This is a genomic window from Bartonella sp. HY761 (genome assembly GCF_026743145.1).
GTDB lineage: Bacteria > Pseudomonadota > Alphaproteobacteria > Rhizobiales > Rhizobiaceae > HY038.
On the sequence record NZ_CP104887.1, the window covers coordinates 1,470,635 to 1,483,880 of the forward strand.

At 40.4% G+C, this 13,246-nt stretch carries 9 protein-coding genes; 5 read left to right on the forward strand and 4 right to left on the reverse strand.

Going from position 1 to position 13,246, the window contains the following annotated elements:
• Nucleotides 1-11: 11 nt before the first annotated feature.
• The gene (locus N6A79_RS06290; RefSeq protein ID WP_268547408.1) at nt 12-689 is read right to left on the reverse strand and encodes an HAD family hydrolase; all 678 of its coding nucleotides are present in this window, start codon (nt 687-689) and stop codon (nt 12-14) included.
• A 1-nt stretch (nt 690) separates the two neighbouring features.
• Nucleotides 691-2,091: a methylenetetrahydrofolate--tRNA-(uracil(54)-C(5))-methyltransferase (FADH(2)-oxidizing) TrmFO gene (gene trmFO, locus N6A79_RS06295; protein ID WP_268547409.1), complete on the reverse strand. Its 1,401-nt coding sequence runs from the start codon at nt 2,089-2,091 to the stop codon at nt 691-693.
• Nucleotides 2,092-2,589: 498 nt separating this feature from the next.
• Between trmFO and bcp the strand changes: the two genes are divergently transcribed.
• The 4 genes from bcp (at nt 2,590) to N6A79_RS06315 (ending at nt 6,112) form a co-directional block, all read left to right on the forward strand.
• Nucleotides 2,590-3,063 carry a thioredoxin-dependent thiol peroxidase gene (bcp, locus tag N6A79_RS06300; protein ID WP_268547410.1) on the forward strand — a complete coding sequence of 158 codons (474 nt, stop codon included), beginning with the start codon at nt 2,590-2,592 and terminating at the stop codon, nt 3,061-3,063.
• A gap of 156 nt (nt 3,064-3,219) precedes the next feature.
• Nucleotides 3,220-3,438: a hypothetical protein gene (locus N6A79_RS06305; protein WP_182419366.1), complete on the forward strand. Its 219-nt coding sequence runs from the start codon at nt 3,220-3,222 to the stop codon at nt 3,436-3,438.
• Nucleotides 3,439-3,621: 183 nt separating this feature from the next.
• The gene (locus tag N6A79_RS06310; protein WP_268547551.1) at nt 3,622-5,370 is read left to right on the forward strand and encodes an extracellular solute-binding protein; all 1,749 of its coding nucleotides are present in this window, start codon (nt 3,622-3,624) and stop codon (nt 5,368-5,370) included.
• 67 nt (nt 5,371-5,437) lie between these two features.
• Nucleotides 5,438-6,112, forward strand: a complete 675-nt coding sequence (locus N6A79_RS06315) for a DsbA family oxidoreductase (RefSeq protein ID WP_268547411.1) — start codon at nt 5,438-5,440, stop codon at nt 6,110-6,112.
• A 199-nt stretch (nt 6,113-6,311) separates the two neighbouring features.
• Here N6A79_RS06315 and N6A79_RS06320 read toward each other — a convergent pair whose 3' ends face one another.
• Together N6A79_RS06320 and N6A79_RS06325 are read right to left on the reverse strand one after the other, a co-directional pair.
• On the reverse strand, nt 6,312-6,983 hold the full coding sequence (locus N6A79_RS06320) for an OmpA family protein (protein WP_182419368.1): 672 nt from the start codon (nt 6,981-6,983) through the stop codon (nt 6,312-6,314).
• A 187-nt stretch (nt 6,984-7,170) separates the two neighbouring features.
• Nucleotides 7,171-8,490, reverse strand: coding sequence for a replication-associated recombination protein A (locus tag N6A79_RS06325; protein WP_268547412.1), 1,320 nt, complete (start codon nt 8,488-8,490; stop codon nt 7,171-7,173).
• A gap of 729 nt (nt 8,491-9,219) precedes the next feature.
• On the opposite strand from N6A79_RS06325, the gene N6A79_RS06330 reads away from it, so the two are divergent.
• Nucleotides 9,220-13,035, forward strand: coding sequence for a vitamin B12-dependent ribonucleotide reductase (locus N6A79_RS06330; protein ID WP_268547413.1), 3,816 nt, complete (start codon nt 9,220-9,222; stop codon nt 13,033-13,035).
• Nucleotides 13,036-13,246: the final 211 nt, after the last annotated feature.

Genomic DNA, 13,246 nt, shown 5'->3' on the forward strand with positions numbered 1-13,246 from the left:
AAAATATCATTTTACTGATTAGCTAAAATACTATTCACCAATTCTGGAGTGAGTTCATCGAAGTGGCTAATAATGTGATTGGGCGTAAGCTGCGAAACAGGAACATTCGTATAGCCAAAATCAACTGCAATAACGGGAATTCCGGCTGATTTAGCAGCATTTATATCTGCAGCACTATCGCCAATCATAACTGCATGTTTTGGATCACCGGCAGCGGCTTCTATGGTTGATAAAATGTGACGACCATCGGGTTTACGCCATGCAAAACTATCACCACCGCATATTGCACTATAATGGTTTTGCGGGTCGATTGCATTGATGATGCGTCTTGCAGCATCTATGAATTTATTCGTACAAATTGCAGTTAAAAAGCCAGCGTCTTCAAAGCGTTTAACAGCCTCCTTAGCACCGGGGAAATAAGTTGTTTTCCCCGGAATATGAGCCTTATAATGTTTTAAAAATATTGCCACCATTTCATCAAGCATGGCATCATCAAAAGCGATATTTTGTTCGCTTAGGGCGCGCTCAATCATCACGCGGCCACCTTGCCCCAAAAATTGGTGCAAATCATCTAAATCCGCAGTTTTGTAGCCCTTTTCTTGTAAACAAAAATTTAAGCTATCCAGCAAATCAATAGCTGTTTGGGCAAGGGTTCCATCAAGATCGAATATAATAATAGGTTTAGCCATTTTATTTGCTTTCCTCTAACCAAATTTTCCAATCTTCTAAAGCGCGAGCACTCAATGCCATTTTTTTGGCGATGGTCTTTTCTTTGCCGCGCAGTCTTTTACCCTCTGGTTTTGGCACATCAATTGGTGGGAAAAGACCAAAATTTACATTCATGGGTTGGAATGAGCGCTTTCCACCCTCTTCCTCTATCGAAATATGCCCGCCTGTAATATGATTTAACAATGCACCAAAGGCAGTGGTTAATGGCGGCGGAGTAATCGATTTTTGAAGCTTTTCAGCCGCAGCAAAACGCCCCGCAATATAACCAATTGCTGCGGATTCTACATAGCCTTCGCAACCAGTAATCTGGCCAGCAAAGCGTAAGTTTAAATTGCTTTTTAGGCGCAAATAGGGATCCAATAATTGCGGTGAGTTAAGGTAAGTATTGCGATGCAAACCACCAAGGCGAGCAAATTCTGCATTTTCAAGACCTGGGATCATCCGGAAAATTTGCGTCTGCGCACCATATTTTAGTTTGGTTTGAAAACCAACCATATTGTAAAGCGTACCCAAAGCATTATCTTGGCGCAATTGGACAACGCCATAGGCTTTTATATCTGGCTGATGAGAATTTGTAAGCCCCATTGGTTTCATTGGGCCATGACGCAATGTTTCGCGGCCGCGCTCTGCCATTACTTCAATTGGTAGGCAACCATCAAAATAGGGGGTATTTTCAAAATCACGAAATTCTGTCTTTTCCCCATCAATCAAAGCGTCAATAAAAGCCTCATATTGGTCCTTATCTAAGGGGCAATTAATATAATCTTTACCATTACCACCAGGGCCAACCTTATCATATCGCGATTGATACCAACAAATATCCATATTGATACTGTCTTTATGAATGATCGGCGCAATAGCATCAAAAAATGATAAAGCAGCTTCATCGGTTGATGCTAAAATTGCATCAGCAAGAGCAGGCGAGGTGAGTGGACCCGTCGCTATAATCGTGCTACCCCATTCTTTGGGTGGTAAACCTACAACTTCTTCACGGCGAATTTCGATATTGGGATGATTAGACAATCGTTTGGTAACTTCTGCGGCAAAACCATCGCGATCAACCGCCAATGCACTACCAGCAGGAACTTGATGAGCATCAGCTGCGCTCATAATTAAAGAACCTGCAAGGCGCATTTCAGCGTGTAATACGCCAACAGCATTGGTTTGACTATCATCAGAGCGGAAAGAATTTGAACAGACCAATTCAGCAAGATGGTCACTTTTATGAGCATCGGTTTCGCGGGTAGGGCGCATTTCATGTAAAACAACCTTTACACCCGCCTCTGCTGCGGTCCATGCAGCTTCAGAGCCTGCAAGACCACCACCTATAATATGCAAGGCCTGATTATCTAAATCTGACATTTTTATCTTTCTAACGTTCAAATTCTAAAAAAGTGAACTCTTTAAACTTATTAAAAAGCTTAAAGAGTTTAAGCCAATATTCTGATCTAAATATCAAATCAGAGCGATGACGGAAATACATTGCTATAAGCGATATCAATAATCACAGGTCAACGCTCTTCCACTATTTAACATGGTTTTTGTAATTAGTTTCGGCAGCTTTAGACAAACCGATGATAGAAAGATTCTTTAAACGCTTCCGTCACTTCTGGCAAGTACCTAGTCTTAGGCGGGGTAATCACAAAGTCTTTAAAATAGCAATAGGCTAGAGCTAAAGGCATTTAGTATACAAGCTATTTCATGGCTCAAAGCTTCGTATATTAAAAGCAATAATAAATATCACATAAGATATATTATGGAACTTTTTATGATGTCTTTATCGAAAAGACCATGTTTTGGTTTGAAAGATCGGTAATATGCTATAGATAGATAAAAACCCATTTAATCAAGGATGTTATAATGTCAGACTTAAATATTGGTGATAAAGCACCTGAATTTACCTTGCCAGACGATAATGGTGATATGGTGTCTTTAAAGGAACTGCAAGGCAAGCCAGTTGTGCTTTATTTTTACCCTAAAGATGATACCAGCGGCTGTACGACAGAAGCTTTGGACTTTACCGCTCTTATTAATCAATTTCGTGATATTGGCGTGCGCGTACTTGGGATTTCACCCGATAGCGTTAAAAAGCATGACAAATTTAAAGAAAAGCATCAGCTTGCTGTTGAACTATTAGCTGATGAAGAAAAGACTGTTTTGACTGCCTATGGTGTTTGGGTCGAAAAATCCATGTATGGACGCAAATATATGGGCGTAGAGCGTACAACACTTCTTTTAGATGCTAATGGCACAATCGCTGAAATCTGGCGTAAGGTTAAAGTGACAGGCCATGCTGAAGCTGTATTGAAAGCAGCACAAGCGTTAGTTGCGTAACAAACACTTTTCTTGTAAATGGCAACCTAATCCAGTTTAATTATATTGGATTAGGTCTTTATGATAGGTTGGCTTTTTATTGGTAATTCGCCAATAAATTAACGTTTTTTTATGGCTTGCTATGCTTTGCTAGCAATGCATAAGGAACGTAAAATTATGAAATTTGCTTTTATTTTAATAACCACCGCTATCATTTTGCCAAGCAACAGTTTTTCTTTTAAAAGCAGCATATTAGAGGGTGATATTAAACCCTATAGCCAACCCCTACCCGCAAAAACCAACTATATCGCTGCCAAAGAATCTGTCATCAATCAAGATGACTATTTTGTTGATATTGATCCAATTATTACTGGCAGCCATGTTCTGCTTCATTAATTCATTATTGATATTTTACGCATTTTTTTAATTTGGATAATCGTCATGTATAAGAGTTTAAAAGTGGTTTTTAGCAGCAAATCAGGCCGATTATTAACCAGTTTTTTGGGTTTATTTTTTGCCAATTTATGCGTTGTTAACACGGTAAACGCCCAAGATGGCAATATCGCTACGGGGGTTGCCATGCATGGTGGTCCGCAATTAGCCGAAAATTTTGATCATTTTCCTTATGCTGATCCCAATGCCCAAAAGGGTGGTAGATTGTCTTTTGGTGTTATTGGTACATTTGATGGGTTCAATCCTTTTATATTGCCTAGTATGCGTACAACAGTTCGCGGTCTTTTCGGTGATGAACAATTAGGATCCTTAGTATTTGAAAGTTTAATGGTGCGCTCGCGTGATGAGCCATTCACCCTTTATGGGTTAATCGCCGATAGGGTTGAAATAAATGACGCGCGAACCGAAGCAGTTTTTCATTTAAATCCTTTAGCGAAATTTCAAGATGGTGCACCTATAAGGGTTGAGGATATCATTTTTACCGTAGATTTATTGCTTGAACATGGCCGACCACCATTTATTAGTTACGCCAAACGCATAAAGAAAATTGAAAAAATAAATGAGCAAGCAGTACGGTTTATATTTAATAATGACGGTGATCGAGAGCTACCTTTATTAATCGCCAGTGTTCTGCCAGTTTTGCCTGAACACGCAATTAACCGTGAAAATTTTGCAAAAAATGGACTCACGCCTTTATTGGGGTCAGGACCATATAAAATTTTTCAATTTGATCAAGGGCAGCGCGTTATTTATAAGCGTGATGAAAATTATTGGGGCAAAGATCTAGCTGTTAACAAAGGGCTTAATAATTTTGATGAAATTCGCATTGATTATTATCGAAACGATAACGCTCGATTTGAAGCTTTCAAAAAAGGCATTCTTGATCTGTTTATTGAAGAACAACCTAATCGTTGGCGGTTAAGCTATGATTTTCCTGCAGTTCAAGAGGGAAAGGTTGTAAAAGAGGAATTTAAAACAGGCACGCCTGCTCCAATGATTGGTTTTGTGTTCAACACACGACGATCACTTTTTGCTGATAAAAAAGTGCGTTACGCTCTTTCTAGCCTATTGGATTTTGAATGGTTAAATCGTAATCTTTTTGATAATCTCTATCAGCGCACCGAGGGATTTTGGGATGGTTCGGAGCTTTCATCAATAGGTAGGCCGGCAAATGATTTTGAAAGGCAATTGCTAGCGCCCTACCCTGACTTGGTTAGCCAAGACATTTTAGATGGAACATGGCATCCGGCAAAAACGGACGCATCTGGAATTAACCGTTTTGGGGCGCAACAAGCTTGGCAAGAGCTAAAAAATTTAGGTTTTACACGTAAAGGCAATCAGATTTACACGCCATCTGGTCAGCCTTTTACTTTTGAAATCATGACGCGCTCGATCGAAGAGGAAAAAATTGCCCTCGCCTATCAACGCTCACTCGCCCGTATTGGTATTACAGCTAAAGTACGCTCAATAGATGATAGTCAATATCAAACACGATTAGGCACTTTTGATTATGACATGATTATTGGTCGATTAAGTGCATCATTGTCCCCTGGTAATGAGCAAATACGCCGCTGGGCTTCATCATCTCGTGATATGGAGGGCAGTTTTAATTATGCAGGCGTTGCTAATCCTGCAGTTGATATCTTGATAAAAACAATGCTAGAGGCACGCAGCAAAGAAGAATTTACCAGCAGTGTTCGCGCGCTCGACCGCGTGCTTATTTCAGGCTATTATTATTTGCCCCTATACCACCTTCCCCACCAATTAGTAGCGCGCCGAAATTATGTAAAGCATCCAAATTATACTTCGCTTTATGGTTATCGTATCCCAGCTTGGTGGATAGATGAAAGCGAAAAAGCAAAGTTAAAAAAATAAAAATGGTTTTAGTTTTTATATTTAGTGCTTATATAACAAGCACTATAAAAGCCTATTCATTAAGAGGTTGTTTGTGACTAAATTAACTATCGATATTATCGCCGATTTCGTCTGTCCTTGGTGCTATATTGGCGGTAAGCGACTTGATAAAGCACTTAAAATCTTAGAAATTGATGATGCTAAAATTGAATGGAAGCCCTATCAGCTTGACCCAACGCTTCCAAAACTTGGTCGCCCTTACGAAAGTTATTTAAAACAACGATTGGGTGGAGCAGATAAGGTTGATGAAATTCATCGCCAACTTATTGAACTTGGTAAAGAGTTTGAGATTGAGTTTGATTTTGAAGCTATTGAAATCATGCCAAATACATTAGATGCTCATAGGGTTACTTATTGGGCGGGACAGGCTGAAAGTGATACCCAAACTAAAGTGGCTTATGAGCTTTTTTCAAGGTTCTTTGAGCAAGGTCAAGATATCGGCGAAACGAATATTTTAACCGATATTGCACGTGAAGTAGGTATGCGTGGTGACGTTGTTGAAAAACTTCTTGAAACAAATGTTGATATCAATACCATGACAGATGATATTGCTCTTGCCCAAAAAATTGGTGTTCAAGGTGTTCCGTGTTTTATCATCAATAAAAAATATGCGATTATGGGCGCGCAATCAACTCAGCAATTTGCTGATGCAATTGGGCAGATATGCGCTGGCTTTGAACCGCAGGGTAGCGAAGATCGATAGTTTAAAAACACTTAAATCAATGATATAGCTAAAAATATAAAAGCGCCAATTTAACTAAAAAGTAGATTGGCGCTTTTAATTTATCAATATTTCACTTATTTCTAAATCATTCAATTATGATTTATATTACTGTTTTAATTAAACAGTTTTGTTTTAAATAAAAAAGTCAAAAATGCTTGCTCTTTTATAAAATCAAATTTTAATAGCCACCTTGGCGCAGTGGAGCGATCTGGATTTCAACGCGTCTATTTTGTGCCCTACCCATTTCTGTTGCATTTGATGCAATTGGATTTGATTGTCCATAACCAACTACGGAGAAGCGGCGTGGATCAACGCCTTGACTGCCAAGATATTGTGCAACCGCACCAGCTCGGCGTTCTGATAGACCTTGATTATAATTGGCATTACCTGTCGAATCGGTAAAACCGAATACGTCTACTATTGATTGATCAAATTTCTTTAATACAAGAGCGACCGAATTTAACGTATTATAGAATTGCGGTTTGACAGCATCTTGGTCGGTATTAAAAGTTACATTACCAGGCATATTTAAAATAATCTGGTCGCCATTACGAGTGACAGAAACGCCAGTACCTTGCAATTGGGCTCTTAGTTCTGATTCTTGGCGATCCATATAATTGCCAATTGCACCGCCTGCCAATGCGCCAACACCGGCGCCAATCAATACGGCATTACGTTGGGCACGGCTTGAACCACCAACGAATAAACCTCCTAAGGCACCAAGCCCTGCCCCGAGAGCTGCACCACCAGCCGTTTTTGATATTTGCTGCTGACCTGTATATGGATCAGTTGTCATACAACCGCCCAAAAAGCTACCTGCAGTTAATAAAATGGCAATTTTCTTGATCATTAATGGTTTCTCCATCAAGTGCGATAATTACAAAAACCCAAGAACGAAATAATTGGGCACAAAGAATATTTAAGCTTTAATATATAACTTAGGGCATTTTTATGAGCAATCCACTAAATTCACTTGATACCCATTAGATTTAAGCGTTTTAAACCTACTTTGGTAAGCTTTATATTTAGAGGCTACATTAATTGGTTTGCTCTCTTTCGCGCCGCAGCTTTGCCCACCAATCGAGCCGTTTTTGCAATTCACGCTCAAAACCGCGTTCAACCGGTTGATAGAATTGTTGACGTTTCATTTTTTTAGGAAAATAATCTTGGCCTGAAAATGCATCTGGTTCATCATGGTCATAGCGATAACCACCACCATAACCTTCTTCTTTCATTAATTTTGTTGGCGCGTTTAAAATATGACGTGGCGGCAATAATGACCCATTTTCTTTGGCGGCGCGCATAGCGGTTTTATATGCGAGATATGCAGCATTAGATTTGGGTGCTGTTGCCAAATAAATGCAAGCCTGCGCTAAAGCAAGCTCTCCCTCCGGCGAACCTAAATAATCATAAGCATCTTTGGCGGCGTTGGTCACAATAAGCGCTTGAGGATCAGCAAGACCGATGTCTTCAACTGCCATGCGCACTAAACGCCGGCCAATATAAAGTGGATCTTCACCTGCATCAAACATACGACATAGGTAATAAAGTGCGGCATCCGGATCAGAGCCACGCACCGACTTATGAAGCGCCGAGATTAAATTATAATGTCCATCCTGCCCCTTATCGTAAACGGGCGCACGACGCTGTACCACATCTTGGAGGGAATCTGCACTAAAAATTTCATCTTTACGCGCTGCACGCCAAATTTCTTCAGCAAGGGTTAAAACCGCACGACCATCGCCGTCAGCCAGTCTTATCAACACGCTGCGCGCAGCTTCATCAAGCGGTAATGCTTTATTTTCAATAGCTTCAGCACGAGATAAAAGAACAGCTAGGCTCTCTTCACTATGAGATTTAAAGCTTAACACGCGAGCACGTGATAATAAAGCCGCATTTAACTCAAAAGACGGGTTTTCCGTGGTGGCGCCAACAAGAATCACCGTTCCATCTTCCATAACCGGTAAAAAACTATCCTGTTGGGCTCGGTTAAAACGATGGATTTCATCAACAAAAAGTAAAGTTTGGCGGCCATTACTGTGATTTAGCCGCGCCTTTTCAAAAACTTTCTTTAAATCAGCCACGCCTGAAAAAATTGCTGAAATCTGCTCAAAAGCTAGGTCTGTTTCATTAGCTAAAAGCCTTGCTATTGTCGTTTTTCCAGTTCCTGGCGGCCCCCAAAAAATCATCGAGCCAAGGGAGTGCGATGCAATCATGCGAGTTAATATGCCCTGCTCACCGGTTAAATGTTCTTGACCGGTCACTTCATTAAGTTTTGTAGGGCGCATTCTCTCGGCAAGAGGACGATTTTGGTCAACAAGTTTATCTTGTTTTGGCGATTGAAATAAATCATCCATAATAGTGAGAGCCTATCCATAACACATGTTCAATACCGTAGATCTAGTGTTTTTGTAGAAATAATTCAATGTTAGATTAAGACACGAATCTTTTATCTTTAAAATATTATATGCATTGTGAAGCACTTTGCGTTGCCATTTTTTTGCGGAAGATATCTAAGCTTTTTGCATTAAGCGCTTGTCCAAAATGACCTAATGAAACTATCCCCAATATTCACAAGTAATAAACAGTTTTTTTAAAAAATCTATGTTTGAAAACCACAAGATGTAGTTTTTTAGCTTATATTAAAACAAGTCCTTGACGATCTATTTTTTTTAACCCTTTATGCCAAAATGAAGCAGTAATCTTTCGCTTCATCATTGTTTTTGCGTTTTGTGCCCTATGTAACGGTTTATCGGAATTTTAAAATTTCGTTGGCCGTTTTTTTAATGGCACTTTTTATGGTAAATACATTATTAAAAAAAATACTCGTACCTACTATATTTAGTGTTGATTTTGCATTTTAGATGGTAGATATAGATTTTTATAAAGCAAATCGTTAAGAATGAATCGCCTGCAATTGAGTAATTTAATCCCCTCATTTATTTGCAGGTTATTTTTTTTGCGCTTTGATGTCTCTTTTGGAAGGTACACTTTCAAAAAAAGATAACAGGATAGGTTAATCTTTATGGGATGATATATTCCCATAAACGCTATATGCGCCACAATATATAGATAAGGTCAGACTAATGAAAATTGCCCGTTATTTCACCAAAGCAGGTCAATCACCTTATGCTGAGATTGAGTTTCGCCATGCAACGAGCGAAATTAAAAATCCAGATGGATCGATTGTTTTTCGCATGGAAAATATTGATGTACCGGCACAATATAGTCAGGTAGCTGCCGATATTTTGGCGCAAAAATATTTCCGTAAGGCTGGCGTTCCAAAGTTTTTGAAAAAAGTTGAGGAAAATGACGTTCCATCTTGGCTTTGGCGCTCGGTCGCAGACGATATCGCGCTTGCCAGTACTCCGCATAGTGAGCGCTATGGTAGCGAAAGTGATGCAAGACAAGTATTTGACCGCTTGGCAGGAACTTGGACCTATTGGGGTTGGAAGGGTAAGTATTTTTCTAGCGAGGAAGATGCGCGTGCTTTTCGCGATGAACTTGCTTATATGTTAGCGACGCAACGCGTGGCGCCTAATAGCCCACAATGGTTTAATACAGGTCTTCATTGGGCTTATGGCATTGATGGTCCTGGTCAAGGGCATTATTATGTTGATTGGCAGACTGGCCGTTTAACCAAATCAACTTCATCTTACGAACACCCACAGCCTCATGCTTGCTTCATTCAATCTGTTGCCGATGACCTTGTTAATGAAGGCGGCATTATGGATCTTTGGGTACGTGAAGCGCGCTTATTCAAATATGGTTCAGGTACAGGTTCAAACTTCTCGCAATTGCGCGGTGAAGGTGAAAGCCTATCTGGCGGTGGTAAATCATCTGGTTTGATGAGTTTTTTGAAAATTGGCGATCGTGCGGCTGGAGCAATTAAATCCGGAGGTACAACGCGCCGCGCGGCTAAAATGGTGGTGGTTGATGCGGATCATCCTGATATTGAAGCCTATATTGATTGGAAAGTTAACGAAGAACAAAAAGTTGCCGCTCTCGTCACTGGCTCTAAAATTGTCAAGAAGCATTTAACCGCTATCATGAAAGCATGCGTTAATTGCGAAGCCGATAATGATGATTGTTTTGATGCACAAAAGAACCCTGCCCTAAAGCGTGAAATTCGTGCTGCTAAAAAAGATATGGTGCCTGAAAATTATATTCAACGCGTTATCCAATTTGCACGCCAAGGGTTTAAAGAAATTCAATTTTCTACCTATGACACCGATTGGGATTCAGAAGCCTATTTAACTGTCGCCGGCCAAAACTCAAATAACTCTGTATCGGTTAAAGACGAGTTTTTACGAGCCGTTGAGCAAGATGCCGACTGGAATCTTATCCGTCGTACCGATGGCGGTATTTATAAGACATTGAGAGCTCGCGATTTATGGGATCGTATTTCATATGCGGCATGGGCATCAGCTGATCCTGGCTTGCACTTCAATACAACAATGAATGACTGGCATACATCGCCAGCGGCAGGTCCTATCCGTGCATCAAATCCTTGCTCGGAATATATGTTCCTCGATGATACTGCTTGTAATCTTGCCTCAATCAATCTTTTGCCTTACCGCAAACAAGATGGCAATATTGATATAGCAGCTTATGAACATACTGTGCGCCTTTGGACCATCGTGCTTGAAATCTCGGTAATGATGGCGCAGTTCCCATCGCGCGAAATTGCAAGGCTTTCCTATGAATATCGCACATTAGGTCTTGGCTATGCTAATATTGGTGGCCTCTTAATGACATCTGGTATTCCTTATGATTCTGATAAGGGACGTGCATTAGGCGGTGCATTAACCGCTATTATGACCGGTGTGGCCTATGCAACTTCTGCTGAAATGGCATCTGAATTGGGTGCATTTACGGGTTATCCTGCAAACGCTAGTCATATGTTACGGGTTATACGCAACCATCGCCGCGCAGCCTATGGGCAAACGCAAGGCTATGAAAAACTCGCGGTTAATCCTGTTGCATTAAAAGATGTTGATTGCCCCGATTACCGGTTAATTGAACGTGCTCGCCTTGCTTGGGATAGAGCCTTGCAATTGGGTGAAGTACATGGCTACCGCAATGCTCAAGTAACCGTAATTGCACCAACCGGAACTATTGGTTTGGTGATGGATTGCGACACAACTGGTATTGAACCAGATTTTGCTTTGGTGAAATTTAAGAAGTTAGCAGGCGGCGGTTATTTTAAAATTATTAACCGCGCCGTGCCAGAAGCTTTGCGCACCCTTGGCTATAGCGAATCGCAAATTGCTGAAATGGAAGCATATGCAGTTGGCCATGGGAATATCAATCAAGCGCCAGCGATTAATCCATCTTCCTTAAAGGCCAAAGGCTTTACAGATGACAAGATTGATCTTTTAAATGCAGCTCTTAAAAGTGCATTTGACATAAAATTTGTCTTTAATAAATGGACGCTTGGCGAAGATTTTTGTAAAAACATTTTAGGCCTTAGTGACGCACAACTTGATGACTTCTCTTTTGAGATGTTACAAGCGCTTGGTTTTTCAAGGAAAGACATCGAAAAAGCCAATATCCATGTCTGCGGTGCAATGACATTAGAAGGTGCACCATTCCTTAAAGAGGAGCATTACGCAGTTTTTGATTGTGCTAATGCTTGCGGTAAGATTGGCAAACGTTATTTGTCAGTCGAAAGCCATATTCGTATGATGGCTGCGGCCCAGCCCTTTATTTCGGGCGCTATTTCAAAAACCATCAATATGCCAAATAGTGCAAAGATTGAAGATTGTGCCAAGGCCTATATGCTTTCTTGGAAACTTGGTCTTAAAGCCAATGCGCTATATCGTGATGGGTCTAAACTGTCGCAACCACTGAATTCATCGCTTATTAACGATGAAGATGACGAAGATGATAGCGTTGAAACTCTTTATGAAAAGCCAATGGCAGCACGCGTTGCCGATGTTAGCGAAAAAGTAGTTGAAAGAGTTGTTGAGCGCGTCATTGAAAAAGTGGTTGAGAAAGTTGTTCATGACCGCGATAAATTACCTAATCGCCGTCAAGGCTACACACAAAAGGCTATCGTTGGTGGTCACAAAGTGTATTTACGCACTGGTGAATTTGGCGATGGCCGTCTTGGTGAAATCTTTATTGATATGCATAAGGAAGGCGCTGCTTTCCGTGCAATGATGAATAATTTTGCGATAGCTGTGTCACTTGGACTTCAATATGGTGTTCCATTAGAAGAATATGTTGATGCCTTCACCTTTACCAAGTTTGAGCCAGCCGGTATCGTTCAGGGTAATGACGCAATTAAAAATGCAACATCAATTCTCGATTATGTGTTCCGTGAACTTGCTGTTTCCTATTTAGGTCGCAATGATTTAGCCCATGTTGATATTTCAGATTTTTCTAATACTGCTCTTGGTAAAGGCGTAAAAGAAGGCAAAACAAATCTGATTTCAACCGGTTGGACACGTGGCTACAAACCAAAAAGCTTAAGCCCTCTTTCCAATGAGCCTAAAGCTTCCAGTAATGTTGCACCAATTTCAGCAAATTCAAACGTCACGACATTAAAGCCAGCTAATACAATTAACGTTGTTTCCTCTTCACAACCAACTGCATTATCAAGTGATGGCGCTACAGCTTTCAAACATGATTTTGCACCCGAAATCAGTGAGGAAGCGATTGACGAATTTGAAATTGATTCTTTGTTTAATGATGATGAGATTAGCAATGCTTTATCAATAAAAGATACAGAAGCACAGCAGGCGGAAACTAAAAAGAAAACCGCTAGCCGGCGTATCCAAGCAATGATGCAAGGATATACAGGCGACATGTGTAGCGAATGTCAAAACTTCACCATGGTGCGTAATGGCACGTGTTTAAAGTGCGATACATGCGGTTCAACTAGCGGCTGCAGCTAAAAATAATCCCTGCTTATTTGTTTAAGTGGGGATCCTCATTTTCAGTTTGATTTAAAAAAACGCTGTGAGTCTAATGGTGGCTCACAGCGTTTTTAATTTAATCTTATCGCCGCTTAATAAAATAATGCAGCACAGCTATTTTTAAATAATCTTCACCTAACACGAACCGGTATTGTGTAGTTTCATTAATTAAAGAGATTCTTAAAAAATT